Here is a 21,724-nt window from a genome sequence, read left to right on the forward strand (position 1 = left end):
AGAGAGAAATTCTTTTGCTAAATAAATTTACAAAAGACTTTCCAAAGCAAAAATTGGATCCAAAAAAAGCCCTCCATTAGTATGAAGGGCAGGTGGATCAGGTCAGTTTTTGAGAAAACCTCTCTACACTTTAAAAAGTGCTTCAAAGAATCCCATAGTCTCACCTTTTTTCTTAAAGATCAACATAGGAAGCACATTATTGGCCATTACCAACTTTTCTGCAACACTTCCTAAAAGAATCGCTGCGGATTTTGTCTTACCTCTTGAACCAAGTAGAATCATATCTGCACCGAGCTTTTGACCTTCTTCCACCAGCGCCTTGCCTTGCGTATCGCCTTCATACAGAATAAAATGGCATTCAAGTTCTTTATGGCCAAATTTATTGATAAAGCGTTGGTAATCCTTCTTGGCATTTTCCTTCATTATCTCCGCAAATTCCTCGTAGCTCTTTCCTGTTTTTGAGTAGCCGTGAGGAACATCGTATAAGTGGACAGGTATTAATTCCGCATCTAATTCCTCGGATATTCTTTCCCCAAAATCATAGATCAAATCCGTGTGATCTGAAAAATCAGTTGGGATCATGATCTTCTTCGGTAGACCCGGAGGTCGTTTTTCCTGAAGAAGTAATATGGAGCAAGGTGCTTTTTTGGCGACACCTTTTGCCAAAGAGCCAGATCCCTCTAGCGTTTCCTTACGGCCCATAATTATCAAATCCACATCCTTTATTTTAGCCCATCTCACAAAAGTATCCAGAGGATGAGCGCCTTCCTCTGCGAACACTTCTATGTCCATAGATGGAGGAAAATCGTACTGCTTTAATTTTTCATGAATCAGGGCTTCTATGGATTCATCACCAGGAGCTAGCAGCTCAGGATGATTATCTAATATTTCTTGGGGAATTGCCAAGTCTTTGGCGACATGCACAAAATAACATTTATCTATTCCTAAGAACTTGAGAATTATAATTGTTTTTTTGATCAGGATATCATCCATCTCGGTAAGGTCGAGGCCTATCATGACCTTATAAAAATACTTCATAGCTGTTTGGGGTTAATTCCCCTTAATTTAAAGCTTTGATCCAGTTTATCGAATAGTTTTTTTGTTTTTACCTGATGAATTCTTTTTCGAGGTAATTTAGCCTGATGAATCGAACAAGAATTTAAGGCAGATGGAATGAAAGTGATGCAAAAGTATTTTTTGGCGATAGTTCCAGAAGGGGAGTTTCAGGAGCAAATTACAGGTTTGAAATTGGAAATTCGGGATCGGTTTCAAGCGAAGTACGCACTTAAATCCCCTGCTCACATTACAGTGAAGATGCCATTTGTTTACAACGAGGCTAAAGAGGAAAAGCTAATAGAAAAGCTAAGCGGGTTTGTGGGTGAATATGATCCTATTACTGTTAAAGTATCTGGTGTTCGTACTTTCGGAGAGCGAGTTATCTACCTAAATGTAGAAGCTGGACAAGAATTATTTGATTTTCAAAAAGCTCTTAACTCTTTTTGTAAAAGAGAATTGAACCTAGTTAATGAGTTAAGTGATAGGAATTTTCATCCTCATATGACTATAGCCTTCAAAGACATTAAGAATTCCCAATTTCAAAATATGCTTCAATTTTCTACTGAAATGAATATCGATGGAAAATTAGAAGTAAGTCATATTATGCTTTTAAAAAGAATTGAGACCACATGGAAATGCTCAAAAAAATTGAAATTAGGGGAGAGTTTTTGAAGAATTTGATTTTTTTTAAGAGAAATTCAGATCAGAAATGATTTTTTTATATCTTTTTTTGATTAAGTATAATGTTTCTCATTTCTTAAGTTATTCGAAATATTATTTTTATTCGATCAAATCATGAAATTTCAGTAACGATAGATTTAATAATTTTTTAATCCTATTTTAATCTGGGGAAGAATATTGTTCGTCAAAATTGAGTTGAAGTTTAGTATTAGGTGATTATTACTAAATGCAAAACTTTGTAATTCGATATTTTGTATATTTTTTCTTGTAAATAACAATGATTATTAGTTTCATTAAAGGTATTAATGAAACTTTATTTCGTTTTAGGCTCGAAATAGGGTGAAAATTTGTAATATTTAATCTTTTAACATTTTTTCAGTATAATCTATTTTTAGATTTTGATTTTGATTCAATGCTATTTTTTTTTGATTTGAAACTTTCCGATCATATTCGTAATAAAAATAACTTAACATAAATGTTCAACCTATGAAGAAAGTTTTATTAGCTTTTGCTTTCACCATTCTGACGCTCGCGTCAGTTCTGGCGCAAAGTAAGACCATCACTGGTAGGGTTACTTCGGCCGAAGAGCCTGAGGGCATACCGGGTGCGAGTGTAGTGGTGAAAGGTACTACGCAAGGCGTAATTACAGATCTCGACGGTAGTTATTCTATCGATGCTCCCGCTGATGCGACCACTCTTGTATTTAGCTTCGTTGGCTACCTGACTAAGGAGATGCCAATTGGTTCCAGTTCCGTTATCAATGTTACAATGGACGTGGATGTAAAGACACTTAACGAAGTGGTAGTAGTAGGTTATGGTACTCAGGAAAGAAGAGAGATAACCGGTTCGGTGACTTCCATTGATTCTAAATCAATCGAAAACTTAGTTGCGCCTTCTTTTGAGTCGCAACTAGCAGGTCGTGCACCAGGCGTATCAATTACAACACCAAGTGGTATTTTGGGAGCTGCTCCCATTATCCGTATCAGAGGTGTGAATTCACTTACCGCTGGAGCTGGTCCCCTTATTGTAATTGACGGAGTTCCCGTAGTAAGTTCGGACAGGTCTGCTGTCAATGATTCTAACCCACTGGCAAACATTAATCCATCTGACATATCTTCTTTCGAAGTATTGAAAGATGGATCTGCTTCTGCGATTTACGGTTCTAGAGCTGCAAATGGTGTGATATTGATCACCACTAAAAGAGGTGCTGAAGGAAAAGCAAAAGTGAGCTATAATACGTCTATGGGTTTCAACGAAGCAGTTGACACATTTGATTTACTGACAGGTGATGAGTTTGTTATCATTGCTAATGAGAAAAGAACAAATGCTAACCAGCCAGCATTGGCAAATCCAGGTGTCAATACAGATTGGCAAGATCTTATCTTTAGAAAGGGATTTGTGCAGCAGCACAATCTTTCCATTTCAGGTGGATCTGCTGCTACAAAGTATTTCTTTTCATTAGGATATACAGATCAGGAGTCAGCAGTTAAGCCAAATGAATTAAGTAGATATTCTTTCAGAGCAAATGTCGACCACAGTATCTCAAAAGCTGTAAGATTAGGAATGTCAATGTCGTACTCATATACAGAGATTTTGGGTCTAAACAATGGATCTAACTCTCTATCGGGAGCGATCTACAATGCAACCCGTGCTTTACCAAACGTGCCTATTTACGATGAGGAAAATACAGCATTTGACGGATATAATGTTACACCAAATGGAGCTACGACAGGATTTGGAAATAACCTTGCCGGACCGGACAACAATATTCCGAACATTGGATTTGTGATCGATAATAATATCTATAGAAGCCGCACGCACAGAGTAATAGGAAATGCTTATGGTGAAGTTGATATAGTGACTGGATTGACAGCGAGAAGCCAAATAGGTGTCGATTTGACTTTGGCAGATGATTTCCAGTCTTTAGATGCTAGACATGGTGATGGTAGAAGTTCAAACGGTAGCGTATACATGGCTACTAACCCTGCTTTCCTTTGGAACTGGCAGAATACGTTGAACTATCAGACAGTCTTTGCTGAAGATCATAGCTTGAATGTAACTGCAGGTTTGGAATATCAATTTGCTAAGTATTACGGTTTTAGCGGATCCGGAACAGATATTTCTGATGATTATTACAGAAGAAACAATTTGATCACAGGATCATATAACAATCAATTCTCATCAGGTAGTTATACGGAAAGAGGTTTTGATTCATATTTTGGTAGATTAAACTATAGCTACAAAGGCAAATACTTAGCATCATTTACACTTAGAAATGATGGTATTTCCGACTTAGTAGGGGATAACAAAAGAGGTACCTTCTTTGGGGGATCTGTTGGATGGAGAGTTTCTGACGAAGCTTTCTTCAATTCTGAGCTGATTTCTGATTTGAAATTTAGAGCTTCTTATGCTGAGGTTGGTAACACAGATATTGATTCTTTTGCTGCATTCGGCGGTTATGCTCCTGTATTGGGTGGAGCAGGCGCTGGCATTGGTTATAACAGAATTGCCAATTCAGGTCTTCAATGGGAAACTTCCAAAAAACTAAACGTTGGGTTGGATTTAACAATCGGAAAGGTGACAATTGCCGCAGATTATTTCAATAATGATGTGGATGGTTTGATCCTGGCAGCACCGACAGCTCCATCTTTAGGAGTTCCTGGTAACAGCATTAACCAAAATATTGGCGCAATGACTAATTCAGGCTTTGAACTGAGAGTAGCTTCCAATGTCATCAATAGAGGGAAATTCTCCTGGGATACTGACTTCAACGTTACCTTCATCAAAAATGAACTTACTAACTTGAATAGCCCTATCACAAGCGCTTATAACAGAACTCAGGAAGGTAGGTCAATTGGGGAACTATACGGTGCTAAATGGGCTGGAGTTAACCCAACTAATGGTAACCCAATGTACTATTCTGGAGATGATATTGTTCAGTATAACTTAACGCCAGGTGCCATTGGATTCAAGACATACGATCCTGCTAATCCATCTGATGTGTCTACAGCTGCTTCTGGTCCAACTCAAGATTTCCTTGGACGTACTTTACCTAAATGGCAAGGAGGCTGGTCAAACAGCTTTACATTTGGAAACTTTGACGCAGAAATCTTTACCAGATTCTCAGGTGGTAATTATATCTTAAATGAATCCCAAAGAGGATTGCTTGGAATGGGTTTCTCTAATAATCACGCAAGTATCCTTAATAGATGGACTGAAAGCGGTCAGGTAACTGATGTGCCGAAGCTATACTCAGGTCAAGATCAGAACATGTGGCAAAACTCAGTTGCCAATTCAAGATTTGTGGAGAAAGGTGATTATGTAAAAATCCAAAATATTGTGTTGGGCTATACTATTCCTGCAGCTGCTTTGGAATCTGCATTCAACGGAGCTATTTCCAATGCAAGATTCTTCGCCCAGGTACAGAATCCATTTACCTTCACAGGATATTCTGGATTGGATCCTGAAGCGAATAGTTATTCAAATCAAAGGCAGTTCGGAGTTGATTGGAATGTCGCTCCTATCGTGCGTACATATACACTCGGCCTAAGCGTAGGTTTTTAATTTATCGGACCTAAAAAGAATAATGAAATGAAAAAATTCGCAATAAAAAATATCAAAATGGTACTTGTGGGGCTTGCTGTAGTCGGCCTTACTACTGCCTGTGATGTAACTGAATTGTCACCTGCAAACTTGATTCCTGATGCTGAAGCATTCTCTACTGCACCTAGAATTGAATCGGCAGTATTGGGTGTATATGAGTCAGCGCAACGTGGTTTCTATGCAGATGCTGTACAAAGAGGCTATCCTTTTGGTGCTGCAAATGTGGAGCAGGGTGATATGAGAGGAGAGGATATGTATAATGATCAAGCATTCTATGAGATCACATATAATAATTCTTACAGCCCTAACTCTGCAAATAATCAGGGGATGTGGATATCACTTTATAGAATGATCAATAGGTTGAACATCATTCTTACAAATTTAGATGTAGCAGTTACCGATGGCGTGTTGACTTCTGAAGAAGGAAATGCTTACAAAGGCGAAATGCTGTTTTTGAGAGCTTTGGCGCACCATGAGCTTTTGGTTCACTTTGCAAGACCGTATTCTGATGATCCATCAGCTATGGGTATTCCATACAGAACTTTTGGTATTGATGATGTAACTAAAGTTCCTGATGGAGAAGCAGTAGGTAGAACTACCGTAGGCGAGGATTACGCCCAATTATTGGCTGATCTGGATGCTGCAGAGGGATTTCTTCCTGAAGGAGATGCAGGACGAGCAAATAAAGGTGCTGCAATTGCTTTGAAGTCTAGAATCAAGCTTCATATGGAAGATTGGACAGGAGTATTGGCTGAGTACAATAAGCTCGCTACAAAGTATGCTGTGACTGCTAGTCCAGCTACCCCTTTTAGAGGAAGCACAAGTACAGATAATATCTTCTCTTTTATCAATTCCGCTACTTCTAATCCAGGTGTAAATGGAGCTTTGCCAGCTATGTATGGTAACCCAGACCTTGGAGCTAGAGGATTGGTGAAAATCAGTCCAATCATCTGGAGAGCGGATTTCTGGAATCCTGAGGATACTCGTAGAACGCTATTGACTACAAGATCTGCCTTAGGTATTTTCACGGATAAATATACAGATGCAACTACATACTCAGATCCTAATAATATTTTGAGATTTGCAGAGGTAGTACTAAATGCAGCTGAAGCAAATGCAAGATTAGGTGGTGCAAATACCGCTGCAGCAGTTACTTTACTAAACTCAGTAAGAAGTCGGGCACTTCCAGCTTCAGTACCTGCTTACACAGTAGATGGACTCGGAGCTAATTTACTTACAGCGATTTGGAATGAAAGAAGAATAGAATTTCTTGCAGAAGGAAGAAGATGGCCAGATATTCACAGACTTTCAGGTTCTGGTGATATGAATGGTATACCTCCTAAAGCTACTTCTAGATCTATAACTAGTATTGAATTCTATACTACGTCAATTGCCATACCTACTGATCACTCACTGGCTTATAGCAGTGACCTGTTTGTTTGGCCTATCCCACTTTCAGAATTGCAGAATAACAATACTGCTCCTATCGAACAGAACCCAGGTTATTAATTTAATCTGAAATACAGAGAATCAAAGTCCGGCCTTATGGTCGGACTTTTTTATTTCTGATAATAGAGATATAGATCTGCTCAAAATAAAATAAGTCTTTCTGCTTCCGTGGAAACGAAGATTTGGTAAGCACATTTCAGGTATAGTTCTTTAAATTTAACTACCTAATATGCCCATTATGAACCGATACCTATTTTTGCTTTTAGTGGTTTTTCAGATGAATTTCGCGCTCTTAGCTCAGCAGACTACTTACTGCAACCCCATCAATATAGATTACGGATACACTCCTATTCCCAATTTCAGTGAGTGGGGTAGACATCGTGCTACAGCTGATCCGGTAATTGTAAATTACAAAGGTGACTATTTGCTCTTTAGTACCAACCAATGGGGTTATTGGAGTAGTAGTAATTTGCTGGACTGGACTTTTCATGAAAGACTATTTCTTCGACCGTGGAATAAGGTATACGATGAATTATGCGCACCAGCTGTGGGAGTAATGGGAGATACAGTAATCGTAATGGGTTCTACTTATGAAAAAGACTTTACAGTCTGGATGAGTACAGATCCGATTGGAAACAAATGGAAACCCTTGGTAGAGAAGTTTGAAATTGGAGGCTGGGATCCAGATTTTTTCACTGATACTGACGGGAGATTGTACATGTACAATGGAAGCTCAAATAAGTATCCACTTTACGGGATAGAGTTGGATAGCAAAACTCTGGATCCTATTGGAACGAGGAAGGAAATGTATCTGCTGGAGCCAAAGCGATTTGGGTGGCAAAGGTTCGGAGAGCACATGGATAATACATTCTTAGATCCATTTATGGAAGGAGCTCATATGACAAACCACAATGGCAAATATTATCTCCAATACGGTGCGCCTGGAACAGAATTTAGCGGATATGCTGACGGGGTAGTAGTGGGAGATTCTCCACTAGGCCCATTTGTCCCACAGTCTGATCCATTGAGCATAAAGCTTGGAGGTTTTGCACGAGGTGCCGGTCATGGGGCAACTTTTCAGGACACAAATCAAAACTATTGGCATGTGAGTACCATTATGATATCAGTCAAAAACACTTTTGAAAGGAGACTTGGCATATGGCCTGCCGGTTTTGATAAGGATGGCGTGATGTGGTCGAATTTAGCTTTTGGAGACTATCCGCATTATCTTCCTGATTCTCAGACTCCGGGCAAATTTACCGGATGGATGTTGCTTAATTATGACAAGCCAATGACTGTATCTTCTACTTTGGGGAATTACACTGCTAATAAAGCCAATGATGAAGATCTCAAAACTTACTGGAGCGCTGAAAGTGGCGAAAAGGGAGAATGGATTCAGACAGATTTGGGAAAAATAAGTACTGTCAACGCCGTACAAATAAACTATGCAGATCAGGATGTGGCTACAGATCGTTTGGGTAAACGCACGGATCAATACCATCAATACATTCTGCATTATTCTCTCGATGGAAGAAAATGGAAAGTCTTGGTGGACAAAAGTTCCAATCTGACTGACGTACCACATGATTATATTGAACTGCCCGAGACGGTCCAGGCACGCTTTATCAAATTGGAAAATGTACATATGCCAACTGGAAAATTTGCACTTAGTGGATTCAGAATTTTTGGAAATGGAAACGGAGAGGCTCCGGGAAAAGTAAAGGACTTCGTAGTACTAAGAACTGAAAAAGATAAGCGAAGTGCTTTTATCAAATGGAAACCCTTGGATAATGCCTACGCTTATAACATTTATTATGGTACTGCCCCTGATAAACTCTATACCAGTATTATGGTTTTAGGCAACAACGAATATTGGCTTAAAACAATGGATCGTACCAAAGATTACTTTTTCACTATTGAAGCAATCAATGAAAATGGTGTAAGCGAAAAGGTAGAAGTAATAAAGGTAGAGTAACTAAAAATCCTCAATTGTGTAGACAAAAAATAGCCGGAGAGATCCGGCTATTTTCATTAAATTTTATTCAAATGGCTTAGTAGCCAGGATTTTGATCAGCATTACTCAGGGCCGAGTTGTTATCTAATTCCACTGTGGGAATAGGAAGAAGGTCATGCTTAGACTGATAGCCTGTGATAGGTTCGCTTTGTAAAAAGCCTAATCTTCTCCATCTTCGGATGTCCCGGTTTCGAACTTGCTCTCCTGGCATTTCCACTCTTCTTTCGTGCTGGATTGCAATCCTTGTCTGCTCTTTAGTCCCGGTAGGAAACTGTGCAGTAGGATATTCTGGCATTTTTACATCAGCTCTGTTGCGGGTTTGATTTAGATATGGCAATGCAGTAGCTGGTCCTGTAAGTTCATTCTCTACCTCAGCCATCATCAGTAAAATATCTGCATACCGGATTGCTCTGAAATTGATGCCAGACTGAGTGTTCTCATTAGCTCTCTTGTATATGGTCTGATATTTTCTCCAACTCGCTTTGCTAACGTCCCCTTGGACAGTAGTCTCATCCAAGACACTGGCTCCGCCGTTGAAGGTATCTCCCAACCTATAGAAGTTATAACTTACTCTTGGGTCTTCTTTGGGGGCACCGTTACTTGGTCTTTCGTAGGATGCGACTAGGCCGGAGTTAGGGATTAAGTTTCTCCATGCGTTGGGACCGTATTCCTGACCTCTGAAAGTTACTTCTGCGATACCTGTACCGTCTGCATTCCATCCGCCCGCGTTTCCGAATGCTTCTGAGAACTGGATTTCCCAGATTGATTCAGAATTATTCTCATCCTCTTCCTCAAAATTATCCAGATATCTATCTGTCAAGGAATACTGATTTGAATTGATGATTTCTGTCAAGTAGGGTTTTGCTCCGCTGAAATCGCCTTGAAACAATAACAGTTTCGCTGCAACTGCTTGTGCTGTCCCTTTACTTGCGCGGCCCACATCTGTACCTGAGTAAGTTGAACTAAGAGGAAGTCTAGATATTGCTTCATTAAGATCACTTAAGCTTTGCGCATACGATTGATCCTGTGTAGATCTCGGAAGTCCTTCAGGAGAAGTTGCGGATGAAAGCATAAGTGGAACACCACCCCATAAAGTAGAAAGTTCATAAAATGCCAGTCCTCTTAAGAAATAGGCTTCTCCTATAATTCTATTTCGTAGATCTTCAGTGATATTCTCTGTAGCATTTTCTGCATTTTCTAAAACTAGGTTAGCCCGATGTATCAATCGATACCAGCCTCTCCAGTTTGCTTCAATTTGAGGATTGGAGGCATCAAAAACATAATTCAAAACCTGGGCACGTGGAGTCTCAAGTTGTGCGCCTCCAGACTCTACATCGTCAGATAGCAAATCTTGCAAGAAGAAATATTCTCTGTTGTATAGGTTATTTCCTTGTAGTGTGGCATATACTGAATTTATAGCAGCTATTAATTGAGGGCCGGTCCGATAGAAAGTCTCGGTACCTAATTGATTTGGATTTACTGGACTCAATATTTCCTCATCACAGGCCACTAATCCGGCAGCCATAATCATGGCTAAAAACTTGGATCTTATTTTCATGATTTTTCTGATTTATAATTAAAATGCAAGTTGAATACCTCCCATGATCGTACGGGCAGCAGGGAACTGACCATAATCTATCCCGGTTCCTAGGGATGAATTGATACCGGTTCTTGCCGCGATCTCAGGATCATATCCCGTGTAATCTGTGATAGTGAACAGATTTTGGGCGGATAGATAAACTCTTACTTTTGAAACGTTACCCTTACTCCATGTATTCAAAATGGAGCTTGGAATGCTATATCCTATGGAGATATTTTTTAATCTCAGATAAGAACCATCTTCAACGAATCTTGAGCTGGCTCTCGCGTTTCTGTTTGGATCACCGGAAATTGCTCTTGGGACATTAGTATCAGTATTGGTAGGTGTCCATCGATCTAATACTACATCACTTGCACCAAAAAGTCTGGTCATACCTTCTGTGTGATAACGGAGATTGTTGAAAATTTCATTACCTGAAACACCTTGCCAAAACATGGTGAAGTCAAATCCCTTGTAGGATGCGTTGACATTCACACCATAACTGAAATCAGGAAGGTAGTGGCCAAGATTAGTTCGGTCATTTGCATCGATAACACCATCATCATTAATATCACGGAATTTGATGTCACCGGCTGATGCGTCTGGTTGTTGACTTGTATCCTCTCCACTTTGGAAAATTCCATCTGCAATCCATCCATAGAAGTAGGCAATCGGCTGTCCCTCTTCAGTAAGCGTCATGGCATCTCCTTGGAAGGTAGGACCAAAAATAGTGTTACCTGTACCTAAGGAAGTTAGCTCGTTATTTACAAAAGCCATATTTCCATCGATTCCCATCTGGAAATCACCGGATTTTAATTCATATCCAGCCGTGATTTCAAAGCCCGTATTTTTGACAGTACCTACGTTTGCCACTGGAGCTCCATCGTATCCTAATGATGGAGGGATAGGAACACCTAGAATCATTCCTTCAGTTGTATTCTCATACCATTCCAAGGAAAGACTGAATTGATCATTGAAAAGACCCAAATCCATTCCTATGTTTTTCATTATGGTTGTTTCCCATTTCAAATCCGCGTTTGCGAGAGCCGAGATTGTACTTCCGGTTAGAAGATTGTCGTCAAAGTTGTAGAAGAGATTTGAGTTGATGGTAGCTTGATATACATAGTCCCCTATTCGATCATTACCTGTTTCGCCGTAACTCGCCCGCAATTTCAGATCACTTACTGCAGTAAGATTATTCATGAAGCTTTCTTCACTCACTCTCCATCCTAGGGATAGAGATGGGAAAGTACCCCACTTATTATCTGGCCCGAATCTGGAACCTCCATCTCTTCGGATACTAGCGCTAATTAGGTATTTCTGTGCGTAGTCATAGTTTATTCTGCCTACATAAGAAATAAGTGCGTAGTTAGTGCTTGTACTAGTGGTGGTCTGATTTTCAACACCCTGAAGTTCTTTTACCTCATTGGTTAAGGAATTTTGACCTGAACCATTTAAGCTGTTATAAGTAGAAGTTTGTCTTTCCACTACTCCGAGGATATCAAAATGATGCTTGTTAAAATCTTTGGAATAAGTAAGCTGGTTGCTAAAGAGTGGCGAAACAAAATTCGTTTTGGTTTTCGAGATTGTTGCGAAATTTGAAATACTGAAATCTCCGGCATCGAAGCTTGGTGAGTAGTCAAATCCATCACCAATTCCCACGTCCAATCCCACCAAAAATTTATAATCAAGTCCGTTCAAAATATTTACATTAATGTAAGCGGAGCCCAATATTTTGTAGTCTTGAATATTACTTTCTCTTAGTTCAGCATTTAGAACAGGATTTTCAGGATCAGATCCATCCACTCGGTCAGGTGCTCTAAATCCTCCAGGTCGGGAAGCGTCCCTCACAGGAATATAAGGCACTGCTTTTACGATATGTTCCAGCTGGCTTCGTCCACCGGAAAAAGGTTCATTATTTCTATTTGAGTAGGCTACCGTCAAGGTCTGACCTATTTTTACTCTTTTATGCACTTTAAACTCTGTGTTTGAACGCAAGGAAACCCGTTCGAAATCTGTCCCGCGCATTATTCCTTCCTGACTAAAATATCCTAGGGAGAAATTATACAGAACATTTTCAGTACCTCCCGAAACACTTAGATTGTGGTCTTGAATGGGAGCAGAGCGAAACATTTCATCTTGATAATCAATATCATTGTTTGCAAATTCGCCCAGGTTGTCAAATCGAGCTGGAGCCTCATTACCTGCATTGCCCAGAAGCTCTCTTCCGAACGCGATGTATTGATCCCGATTAAGTAGATCAAGGGTCTTCCATGCTTTTTGCATTCCGTAGTAAGAATCCAAAGAAACCAGCGGCTTCCCTAGCTTACCCTTTTTAGTGGTTACCAAAATAACTCCATTTGCACCTCTTGATCCGTAAATAGCAGCTGTGGAAGCATCTTTTAGCACTTCAATGGACTCTATATCAGCAGGGTTGATCTGATTCAGACCTCCTGCTGGCATTCCGTCAATTACATATAGCGGATCATTGTTCCCTACTGTACCTATCCCACGGATACGTACAATTGGATCTGTACCAGGCGAACCAGAATTGGTGACGTTAACACCAGCTGCACGACCTTGGAGGGCCGATGCCAAACTGGGTACTGGCAAAGCCCGGATCTGTTCTGAGCCTACTGAGGAAATAGCGCCAGTCACTTTAGCACGTTCCTGGGTACCATACCCTACCACTACCACTTCTGTCAAGGAAGAAAAATCCTCTTCCAGAATGACGCTCAGTTCACTGGAGTTACCCACTCGAACTTCCTTCGAGGTGTAGCCAATAAATGAGAAAATTAAAATGGAATCGTCAGATGGGACCGTTAGGCTAAAATTACCATCGATGTCTGACGCCGTACCGATGGTGGTACCTTTGATTAATACATTCACTCCAGGCATGGTCTCGCCAGAGGATGATTTGATCACGCCACTAACATTTCTGCTTTGGGCGAAAGAGATTCCTGTCATAAAAACTAACAGGAGCAGTGAGAGCACAGTGCCATGAAAGTATTTCCATGGGGGTAGTGCACGAGATTTTGGGTAAATCGTTTTACACATAAGTTTAGAAAATTTTTAACAGGTTCGTGTAACCTGTTAGGTTTGAGATGGGGTTAATTGTAATGCTCTTTAAAGCATGACTTAACTATGAATGTATAGATATTTTTGATTTGTTAATAATATTCCGAAGAATTCTTTCTAAGCAGAATATATTACTGTAAAATCGTATAAATAAATAGTAAAATTAATTAGTTATGTTATTATCCAGACTTATATTAAAAAATTAAACATTTGTTTATAGATGAAATAAATATTGATTTAAGAATAAAACGTTTTATCTATTATTCTAACTTTTAGTGGGTTATGATCTATTAATTCAAGCTTCCAGATTCACTACCCTTTCCAAGAATTAGGCTTTTGGGAGAAGAAGTACCGGCAAAAAATTGGACCACATTTTTTTGATCTGGAAAATTATCCACCAATACACTGTTTTTCACTTTAATAGAAGTTGGCGCATTAACTTTTCCTGATTCCAGATAGAACCAAGCAGCGTCTTCCTCTATCTCATAGCCAATAAAATTTAGGGGCACAGTATGGTCTTCAATCCAAATCATATTCTGTTCCTGCAAATAGGATTCGATTTGCTTACTTAGTTTTTCCTTGTTGGCTGGATTTAAAAAATCTATGGATTCATCGTAACGCTGGCTAAGTGCTATTTCCAAGTCATCCCAGAAAATCTTCTGGGAAATCTCAAGATGCTCGGTCTCCTCGTTCCATTTGATCTCTGTTAAACTGATGTGGAAAGGATGGGCAAATACCAGCCATCCCAAGCTGATCATATATAAGTAAAACTGGTGCATTTGGTATTCTGTCGTCTGTCTTTTCTGGGAATAATCCTGTATAATTGCGCAATTTACTTCTTTAGAGGTATTTCACCTTTTCTATGAGTTCATTTCAATTATATTTTCGTCTAGGCCTTCAGCATATCTTGGATATCCATGGCTATGATCATATACTGTTTGTCTTGGCACTTTGTGCTGTATTTATTCCCAGAGATTGGCGTAAAGTCGTGATTTTGGTAACAGCCTTTACAATAGGACATTCTATCACCTTGGCGCTGGCTACTTTCAGATTAGTCAACGTGAATTCTAACCTGATCGAATTTCTTATACCCGTAACAATTGCCATTACAGCTTTTATCACCATTCTTAGACCAAAACCGTCTTCAGGAAAAGGAGTTTCCATCAATTATATCTTTGCTCTTTTCTTCGGACTGATCCACGGACTGGGATTTTCTATCTACCTGCGCAGTCTTTTAGGAAAGGAAGCCAGCATTTGGCAGCCATTATTAGCATTTAATTTAGGTTTGGAATTAGGCCAACTGATTATTGTGGGGGCATTTCTGCTAGTCACATCCATCTTAGTAGGAATAGCTGGAGTGAGTCGTAAGGAATGGACTCTGGTAGTGGCATCCATGGTGTTTGGTGTGGCATTGATGCTGATGTTGGAAGCAAAATTTTGGTAAAGAACATGCCTTGGGAACCATTAGAGAGGTGATCTTTAAAAAGAAAATAGTATTTGTGAATAAATAAATAGATAATGAAAAAACTACTTGCACTTACAGCACTGGCAATCTCGGGGATTTTCCCTGCTTTTGCACAGCACTCGGAGCAGAACCACGCAGAGCGATTCGAGCAGCTCGGTACCATGCTTCGTACACCGAATGTTTACCGTACTGCATCTGGAGCTCCGGGCCACATGTATTGGCAACAGCAGGCTAACTATGTGATAAATGTGGAACTGGACGATACTAATCAATCTATTAAGGGTTCTGAGAAAGTCACCTATATCAACAACTCTCCTGATCAATTGACTTATCTCTGGGTGCAATTGGAAGAAAATCAAAGAAGTGCAGATTCAAATTCCCCAAAGGCTGCCGAAAGCTCAATCAATAATAGAATGACGCTTCGGTCTCTTGAAAGTATAATCTGGGCAAATGATGATTTTGGCTATAAAGTACTTGAGGTTAAGGATGCCAAGGGCAATCCTCTTCCCGTGACCGTGAACCACACTATGATGAGAATTGATCTACCTACGCCTCTGAAAGCTGGAGATAGCTTTACTTTTGGTGTAGAATGGACTTTCAACATCACAAATAGAGTCGGTTATATTTCCGGGCGTCCAGGTTATGAGTATTTCGAAGGAGATGACAACTACCTGTACACCATGGCTGAGTGGTTCCCGCGAATGGCTGTTTATTCAGATTTCGAAGGATGGCAAAACAAGCAATTTATGGGATCCGGTGAGTTTGCATTGGTTTTCGGAAATTATGAGGTAAACATTACTGTGCCTGCGGATCATATGGTAGGAGCAACTGGTGAACTTCAAAATGCGAGTCAAGTTCTTTCTGCTACGGAGTTGAACAGATGGAATACTGCGAAAAAAACCTATGATAATCCCGTTGTGATCCGTACTCAGGATGAAGCGACTGAACTGGAAAAAAGTAAGTCGTCTGAGAAGAAGACTTGGAAATTTAAGGCTGAGAATGTCCGTGATTTTGCTTGGACGTCTTCGCGTAAATTCATCTGGGATGCCATGGCCGTAAAGCAAGGGGGAAAAGACGTCATGGCGATGTCTTATTATGCTAAAGAAGCTAATCCGCTTTGGGGTCAGTTTTCTACCCGGGTAGTAGCTCATACGATCAAATCATATTCTGCTCATACATTTGATTACCCTTACCCAACTGCCATCTCTGTGGAGGCCGCTAACGGTATGGAGTATCCAATGATCTGCTTCAATTATGGGCGCCCAGATTCTGATGGCACATATTCAGAAGCTGTGAAGAATGGAATGATCGGCGTGATTATTCACGAGGTGGGACATAACTTCTTCCCAATGATCGTGAACTCTGACGAGCGTCAGTGGACTTGGATGGATGAAGGATTGAATACTTTTATGCAGTTTATGGCAGAGCAGGAGTGGGATCGTAATTTCCCTTCACGTCGTGGCCCGGCACACAAGATCGTGCCTTACATGAAAAGCAGTGTGAATACACTTGAGCCGATCATGACAAACTCTGAGAATATTATTCAATTTGGGCCAAATGCTTACGCAAAGCCTGCTACTGCGCTGAATATCCTTCGGGAGACAGTGATGGGTAGAGAATTGTTTGACTATGCATTTAAGGAATATGCGCGTAGATGGATGTTCAAGCACCCCACTCCAGATGATTTGTTCCGTACGATGGAAGATGCGTCTGCAGTAGACCTAGATTGGTTTTGGAGAGGCTGGTTCTTCGGTACCGAGCCGGTGGATATCGCCATTGAAAATGTTTCATTATACAAAATGGATAACCGTACTCCTGCTGAAAGAAATGCTGCAATGAAAGCTGAAGCAGATCGGGAGGAAGATTATGTTTCCAAGGAATTTAATAGAACTGAAGTAAAAGAAACCGTAATAGAAGCTAACCCGGCTACACGCGATTTCTACACAACTTACGACCCTTTCACAGTTACGCCGGAAGATGAAGAGAGCTATAGGAAGTTTATGGCTAGTCTTTCTTCTAAGGAAAAAGAGCTGATGGAAAGTGATTTGAATTTCTATGAGATCACCTTTAAAAATGTAGGTGGTTTGGTGATGCCTATCATTTTGGAATTCCAATACGCAGATGGTACTTCTGAGATTGATCGAATACCAGTGGAAATCTGGAGAAAAAATGAGACTCAGGTCACAAAAGTATTTGTAAAAGAAAAGGAAGTCACTCAGATCATCCTCGATCCAAAAAGAGAAACAGCGGATATCGACGAATCAAGTAATTACTGGCCTAGACAATATCAGCCTTCCAGATTTGATCTTTTCAAAGGAAATGGAGCTGCAAGAGGAGCATCTACGGGTAGCAATCCAATGAAAGAAGCTAAAAGCAAACAATAAGAAGAAAGCCGACAGGAGTCGGCTTTTCTTTCTATAAATATCTTGGAAATTATATTTTAATCGCTGTGATTAAAATTATCTTAAACAATTAAACCTAACCTAAAATGAAAGTGAGAAATTTAATTCCTCTTGGCTTTATCGCCTTGTGTGTTTTCATTAGTACAAATCTCTTCGCCCAAAAAAGAGATTTTTACGAATTGAGAACCTATCATATCGAAAATGCTGAGCAAGAAGCAATGCTGGATGACTATCTTGCAAAGGCTTTTATTCCTGCAGCGCACAAGCAGGGTATTGCTAAAGTTGGTGTATTCAAACCAATAGCATCCCAGCCCAACGCTGGAAAGGCAGTCTATTTATTTGTGCCTTTTAAATCTATGGATGAGTACTTGGCTTTTGATGGCAAATTAGCAAAAGACCAAACTTATCAGACTGCCGGAAGTGCATACATCAATGCTCCCCACGATAAACCTCCTTATAAAAGAATAGAAACTTCTATTCTTCAGGCGATGACTGGTCAGCCTAAATTCACAGAATCGGAATTGACTAATGCCAAAAAGGATAGAGTGTATGAGCTGAGAAGCTATGAAGGGGCTACTGAAAGGTTATATAAGCAAAAAGTGAAAATGTTTAACTCTGGTGAGATGGATATTTTTAGCAGAATAAATTGCAGTCCAATTTTCTATGCAGAAACCATAGCGGGTGCAAACATGCCTAACTTGGTGTATATGACAACCCATGAAAATATGGATATCAGAAATGAGCATTGGAAAGTATTTGGAGCTGATCCAGCTTGGGCTGCTATGAAAGATCTGCCCGAATACGCCAATACGGTTTCTCGAAACTATACGAAGCTGCTCTATCCAGCTGAATATTCAGATTTGTAAGAACATTAAAAGCCGGCGTGAGTCGGTTTTTTTACGCACAAGGCTTTTCTGTTGCTCGCTTTCAAGAAAGCTGAACTTCCAGAGACCTTCCAGGTTTGAAAAACCTGGAAGGTCTCTTTATTACCCATTCACTTTCCTAGCAATCCCCTCAAATACCTTTACCCCTGTTTCAATCAACTCATCTGGGAAATCATAGGTCGGCTCATGCAACTGTGGACAGTTTTCCCCTGAACCTAAGCCGAACAAATAGGAAGGACACGACTGACTAAATAAGCCAAAATCCTCGGACCAGCGAAAGGGCTCAGGTTTTTCTAATACTTTCAAATCTTGTTCTTTCATCACACCTTCAGCGATTGAGGCAGCTTGAGGATCGTTTTTGGAAACAGCGAAGGATTCTACGAAGCTGAATTCACAGCCAAGCTTCTCTGCCGAAGCAATCCTTTTGACTTCCTCTATTATCATTTTGATTAAGTTCTCCAGATCAGCCTGGTCAAATGCCCTGATGGTCAGACTTAAACTTCCTTTCCCAGCACTAGTCCCAAAAGCCAAGCTGCCTATTTCTGCATGGATTACTGTGACTAAAGCAAAGTTTTTCAGTTTTTCTGGAAGTTTTGGGAGCCTTTGAATTAACTGGGCGATGGCAAAAGCAGGATTAATTCCTGCGTCAGGATGGGCAGCATGGGAAGTTTTTCCAGTGAGGGCAATAGTCAATCCTGTACTTCCCGCAGCAAATGTTTCTTTCCTTACAACCAATTGATGTAGCGGAAAGCCAGGCAGATTGTGAAGAGCAAATGCATAATCTGGTTTGATCTGCTCGAATTGCGGATCATCCAAAATCAATCGTGCGCCTTCTCCAGTTTCCTCAGCTGGCTGAAAAAGCAAAACCACTTCACCACTCTCAGGTGTTTGTTCTGCAAGCTTTTGACCCAAACCGCATATTATAGCCATGTGTCCATCGTGACCACACAGATGCGCTTTGCCTTTAATCCTGCTTTTATATTGTGGTTCACCTGTTTCTTGAATAGGTAGTGCATCGAGTTCCGCACGAAACAAGCTTCTTTTACCTGGGTTTTTCCCTTTGAAGACGAATGCAAGTCCATTTCCTCCGAGATTTTGGATAGTTTGATCTGGATTAAGTTTTGCGAAAAAGGTTAAAATTCTCTCTGCTGTAGTAGATTCTTCGCCGGCAATCTCTGGATTTTGATGTAAGAGTTGGCGAAGATTTATAAGTTCTGAAAGGGGCATTATTCTAATAAATTTTCGAAAGGTAAGTTTCTACTGCTCAGTTGGAATCATTTTTGACGAAAAAAATGAGGCTTTGATCAGGAACTTTTAAAGATCACTGGCTATTTTAGGATATCATTTCAACCCTTCAACTATAACTTTTATGAACGACGTACAAATTCAAAACTACAACGAGCAAATCCAAGCTTTGGAATCACAAATCACCGGAGACATGTTTGCAGACATGGAGATTCGAGACAAAATTCATAATCTTAAAATGCAGCGTGATGGCGTAAAACCTACTGATTCCAGCATCGACTGCGTAGGCTGCGGAAGTTAATTAACTGACTTTGGCTAGATACTTTATCATTTATAAGCCTTTCGGGGTTTTATGTCAATTTTCTGGAGAGGGGCAGACACTTGCCTCTCTTTTTGATTTTCCGAAAGAGGTATATCCCGTCGGCAGACTGGACAAAGACTCAGAAGGGCTGCTAATTATCACCGACGACAAATCCCTGAATCATCATTTGTTAAATCCACGCTTTGGTCATCAACGCACGTATTATGCACAAGTGGAAGGTACTCCTGAGCCAGAATCTCTGAAAGGATTGATGCAAGGTGTGACTATCAATGTGGATGGGCGTGATTATAAAACCAAACCCGCCATAGCTAAAATCCTCGATCCAATTCCTTCGCTTCCAGACCGTGATCCTCCTATTCGTTACCGGGCTTCCATTCCAGATACCTGGATTTCTTTGACGTTAATAGAGGGGAAAAACCGTCAGGTCCGTAAAATGACTGCAGCGATTGGTCATCCTACGCTAAGGCTGGTTCGCTGGTCAATGGAGAAATTATCCATTCAAGGATTTAAAGTGGGTGAAGTGCAGGAGATCGATGAAAAAACCATTTACCATAAGTTAGGCCTGACTGGGTTTAAAAAGACCGAGGGGAATAGGAAATCGGGAAGATGATTTTTTTTACCGCAAAGTCGCCGAGTTAGCAAAGAATACCGCAAAGATCTTACCCGGTAAGTTTTAAATCTTTTCAATTAGCTCAGGAGATTTACGATTAGCATTATCTTCATTTTAAACTTAGCGCGCTTTGCGACTCTGAGGTGAAAAGAAAAATCCTTCTTAAAAAATCATAAATTCCCTTTAATCGTAAGGCATTACCGCTTCTAAGATTTAAGATTGTCCTTTGGGACAAAAACCTCTATTTTAGTCTCCGGATAAAAGCACTCAAAGATTCAGATTCCATGCATCAGGAAAAAATAGCAGACGTAATTCAGGAAGTCAAAAAAGTAGTAGTAGGTCAGGACCGGATGGTAAACAGGCTTATGATAGGTCTTTTTACAAATGGGCATATACTTTTGGAAGGTGTTCCAGGCTTGGCGAAGACCTTAACAGTAAACACGTTGGCCAAAGTGCTTCACCTGGATTTCAATAGAATTCAGTTTACACCGGATTTACTTCCTGCTGATTTGATCGGGACGATGATCTATAATCAGCAAGCAGCAAATTTCGAAGTGAAGAAAGGACCAATTTTCTCCAATGTTATTTTGGCGGATGAGGTTAACCGATCTCCGGCGAAGGTTCAGTCTGCACTTTTGGAAGCCATGCAGGAAAAGCAGGTGACTATTGGTGATACAACGTATATGCTCGATAAACCTTTTTTGGTACTCGCTACTCAAAACCCGGTTGATCAAGAAGGTACTTACCCTCTTCCGGAGGCACAAGTGGATAGATTTATGATGAAAGTGCACATCGATTATCCAAGCAAGGCTGATGAAATGGAAGTAATGAGAAGAATGGCTAACATGTCATTTAGCTCAGAGGTCAATCCTATACTTTCCAAGGAAGATATTTTTGAAATCCGCAGTCAAATCAACGCTGTGAAAATGGCTGAGCCGTTGGAACACTACATCATTGAGTTGGTGTTTGCGACTAGATTTCCTGCTCAGTACGGACTGAAGGAAGAGGCAAAATATATTCAGTTTGGTGTTTCTCCACGAGCGAGTATCAATTTGAATTTGGCTTCTAAAGCAGTCGCTTTCATGGATGGGAGAGATTATGTGTTGCCGGAAGACATCAAGGAAATAGCAGAAGATGTCTTAAATCACCGTATTATCTTGAATTATGAAGCTGAAGCAGATGGGATTAATACAAGAGATCTGGTAAAAATCCTGATGGAGAAAGTTCCTATTAACAAATCCGTAACATTGAAATAATAGCTATTTCTGTAAAAAAAGGCTTTTCGAAAGAGAAGCCTTTTTTTATGCACTTTTTGTTATTCCAATATTAAGTTCTG

Annotated in this window: 15 protein-coding genes; 10 read left to right on the plus strand and 5 right to left on the minus strand. The window is 40.2% G+C overall.

The features are described 5' to 3' along the window. Positions 1-123 precede the first annotated feature (123 nt). Positions 124-1,038 (minus strand): universal stress protein, encoded by a 915-nt coding sequence (locus tag AACZ73_RS04320; protein ID WP_339875712.1) that lies wholly within the window; start codon positions 1,036-1,038, stop codon positions 124-126. A gap of 144 nt (positions 1,039-1,182) precedes the next feature. Between AACZ73_RS04320 and AACZ73_RS04325 the strand changes: the two genes are divergently transcribed. The 4 genes from AACZ73_RS04325 (at position 1,183) to AACZ73_RS04340 (ending at position 8,764) form a co-directional block, all read left to right on the plus strand. Then, positions 1,183-1,728, plus strand: coding sequence for a 2'-5' RNA ligase family protein (locus AACZ73_RS04325; RefSeq protein ID WP_339875714.1), 546 nt, complete (start codon positions 1,183-1,185; stop codon positions 1,726-1,728). Positions 1,729-2,223: 495 nt separating this feature from the next. Further along, the gene (locus tag AACZ73_RS04330) at positions 2,224-5,301 is read left to right on the plus strand and encodes a TonB-dependent receptor (RefSeq protein WP_339875716.1); all 3,078 of its coding nucleotides are present in this window, start codon (positions 2,224-2,226) and stop codon (positions 5,299-5,301) included. A 27-nt stretch (positions 5,302-5,328) separates the two neighbouring features. Beyond that, positions 5,329-6,849 (plus strand): RagB/SusD family nutrient uptake outer membrane protein, encoded by a 1,521-nt coding sequence (locus AACZ73_RS04335; RefSeq protein WP_339875718.1) that lies wholly within the window; start codon positions 5,329-5,331, stop codon positions 6,847-6,849. A 178-nt stretch (positions 6,850-7,027) separates the two neighbouring features. Further along, positions 7,028-8,764: a family 43 glycosylhydrolase gene (locus AACZ73_RS04340; protein WP_339875720.1), complete on the plus strand. Its 1,737-nt coding sequence runs from the start codon at positions 7,028-7,030 to the stop codon at positions 8,762-8,764. A 76-nt stretch (positions 8,765-8,840) separates the two neighbouring features. Here AACZ73_RS04340 and AACZ73_RS04345 read toward each other — a convergent pair whose 3' ends face one another. The 3 genes from AACZ73_RS04345 to AACZ73_RS04355 form a co-directional block, all read right to left on the minus strand. After that, positions 8,841-10,361: a RagB/SusD family nutrient uptake outer membrane protein gene (locus AACZ73_RS04345; protein ID WP_339875722.1), complete on the minus strand. Its 1,521-nt coding sequence runs from the start codon at positions 10,359-10,361 to the stop codon at positions 8,841-8,843. An 18-nt stretch (positions 10,362-10,379) separates the two neighbouring features. Continuing rightward, the gene (locus tag AACZ73_RS04350; RefSeq protein WP_339875724.1) at positions 10,380-13,439 is read right to left on the minus strand and encodes a TonB-dependent receptor; all 3,060 of its coding nucleotides are present in this window, start codon (positions 13,437-13,439) and stop codon (positions 10,380-10,382) included. A gap of 311 nt (positions 13,440-13,750) precedes the next feature. After that, complete coding sequence (locus AACZ73_RS04355; protein ID WP_339875726.1) at positions 13,751-14,218, minus strand: DUF6702 family protein; 468 nt, start codon at positions 14,216-14,218, stop codon at positions 13,751-13,753. Between the two features lie 104 nt (positions 14,219-14,322). Here AACZ73_RS04355 and AACZ73_RS04360 point away from each other — a divergent pair, with 104 nt between their 5' ends. From AACZ73_RS04360 to AACZ73_RS04370, 3 genes are all read left to right on the plus strand, one after another. Continuing rightward, the gene (locus AACZ73_RS04360; protein ID WP_339875728.1) at positions 14,323-14,904 is read left to right on the plus strand and encodes a HupE/UreJ family protein; all 582 of its coding nucleotides are present in this window, start codon (positions 14,323-14,325) and stop codon (positions 14,902-14,904) included. A gap of 74 nt (positions 14,905-14,978) precedes the next feature. Then, positions 14,979-17,309: a M1 family metallopeptidase gene (locus AACZ73_RS04365; RefSeq protein WP_339875730.1), complete on the plus strand. Its 2,331-nt coding sequence runs from the start codon at positions 14,979-14,981 to the stop codon at positions 17,307-17,309. A 104-nt stretch (positions 17,310-17,413) separates the two neighbouring features. Next, positions 17,414-18,193: an NIPSNAP family protein gene (locus AACZ73_RS04370; protein WP_339875731.1), complete on the plus strand. Its 780-nt coding sequence runs from the start codon at positions 17,414-17,416 to the stop codon at positions 18,191-18,193. A gap of 120 nt (positions 18,194-18,313) precedes the next feature. On the opposite strand, the gene AACZ73_RS04375 is transcribed toward AACZ73_RS04370, so the two are convergent. Continuing rightward, a complete protein-coding gene (locus AACZ73_RS04375; RefSeq protein WP_339875733.1) occupies positions 18,314-19,438 on the minus strand; it encodes an amidohydrolase in 1,125 nt (374 codons plus the stop codon). A 142-nt stretch (positions 19,439-19,580) separates the two neighbouring features. Here AACZ73_RS04375 and AACZ73_RS04380 point away from each other — a divergent pair, with 142 nt between their 5' ends. The 3 genes from AACZ73_RS04380 to AACZ73_RS04390 all read left to right on the plus strand — a co-directional run bounded on the left by AACZ73_RS04380 (position 19,581) and on the right by AACZ73_RS04390 (position 21,644). After that, the gene (locus tag AACZ73_RS04380; protein WP_339875735.1) at positions 19,581-19,757 is read left to right on the plus strand and encodes a hypothetical protein; all 177 of its coding nucleotides are present in this window, start codon (positions 19,581-19,583) and stop codon (positions 19,755-19,757) included. Positions 19,758-19,761: 4 nt separating this feature from the next. Next, the gene (locus tag AACZ73_RS04385) at positions 19,762-20,388 is read left to right on the plus strand and encodes a pseudouridine synthase (RefSeq protein ID WP_339876343.1); all 627 of its coding nucleotides are present in this window, start codon (positions 19,762-19,764) and stop codon (positions 20,386-20,388) included. Positions 20,389-20,672: 284 nt separating this feature from the next. Next, the gene (locus tag AACZ73_RS04390; protein ID WP_339875737.1) at positions 20,673-21,644 is read left to right on the plus strand and encodes a MoxR family ATPase; all 972 of its coding nucleotides are present in this window, start codon (positions 20,673-20,675) and stop codon (positions 21,642-21,644) included. Positions 21,645-21,724: the final 80 nt, after the last annotated feature.

Origin of the sequence: uncultured Algoriphagus sp. (assembly GCF_963974835.1) — a bacterium.
In the GTDB taxonomy this organism is placed as follows: domain Bacteria; phylum Bacteroidota; class Bacteroidia; order Cytophagales; family Cyclobacteriaceae; genus Algoriphagus.

What these genes read in the sequence shown, in the direction of transcription:
- AACZ73_RS04320 (WP_339875712.1), bottom strand. Translation starts at nt 1,038, where the DNA reads ATGAAGTATTTTTATAAGGTCATGATAGGCCTCGACCTTACCGAGATG.
- AACZ73_RS04325 (WP_339875714.1), top strand. Translation starts at nt 1,183, where the DNA reads ATGCAAAAGTATTTTTTGGCGATAGTTCCAGAAGGGGAGTTTCAGGAG.
- AACZ73_RS04330 (WP_339875716.1), top strand. Translation starts at nt 2,224, where the DNA reads ATGAAGAAAGTTTTATTAGCTTTTGCTTTCACCATTCTGACGCTCGCG.
- AACZ73_RS04335 (WP_339875718.1), top strand. Translation starts at nt 5,329, where the DNA reads ATGAAAAAATTCGCAATAAAAAATATCAAAATGGTACTTGTGGGGCTT.
- AACZ73_RS04340 (WP_339875720.1), top strand. Translation starts at nt 7,028, where the DNA reads ATGAACCGATACCTATTTTTGCTTTTAGTGGTTTTTCAGATGAATTTC.
- AACZ73_RS04345 (WP_339875722.1), bottom strand. Translation starts at nt 10,361, where the DNA reads ATGAAAATAAGATCCAAGTTTTTAGCCATGATTATGGCTGCCGGATTA.
- AACZ73_RS04350 (WP_339875724.1), bottom strand. Translation starts at nt 13,439, where the DNA reads ATGTGTAAAACGATTTACCCAAAATCTCGTGCACTACCCCCATGGAAA.
- AACZ73_RS04355 (WP_339875726.1), bottom strand. Translation starts at nt 14,218, where the DNA reads ATGATCAGCTTGGGATGGCTGGTATTTGCCCATCCTTTCCACATCAGT.
- AACZ73_RS04360 (WP_339875728.1), top strand. Translation starts at nt 14,323, where the DNA reads ATGAGTTCATTTCAATTATATTTTCGTCTAGGCCTTCAGCATATCTTG.
- AACZ73_RS04365 (WP_339875730.1), top strand. Translation starts at nt 14,979, where the DNA reads ATGAAAAAACTACTTGCACTTACAGCACTGGCAATCTCGGGGATTTTC.
- AACZ73_RS04370 (WP_339875731.1), top strand. Translation starts at nt 17,414, where the DNA reads ATGAAAGTGAGAAATTTAATTCCTCTTGGCTTTATCGCCTTGTGTGTT.
- AACZ73_RS04375 (WP_339875733.1), bottom strand. Translation starts at nt 19,438, where the DNA reads ATGCCCCTTTCAGAACTTATAAATCTTCGCCAACTCTTACATCAAAAT.
- AACZ73_RS04380 (WP_339875735.1), top strand. Translation starts at nt 19,581, where the DNA reads ATGAACGACGTACAAATTCAAAACTACAACGAGCAAATCCAAGCTTTG.
- AACZ73_RS04390 (WP_339875737.1), top strand. Translation starts at nt 20,673, where the DNA reads ATGCATCAGGAAAAAATAGCAGACGTAATTCAGGAAGTCAAAAAAGTA.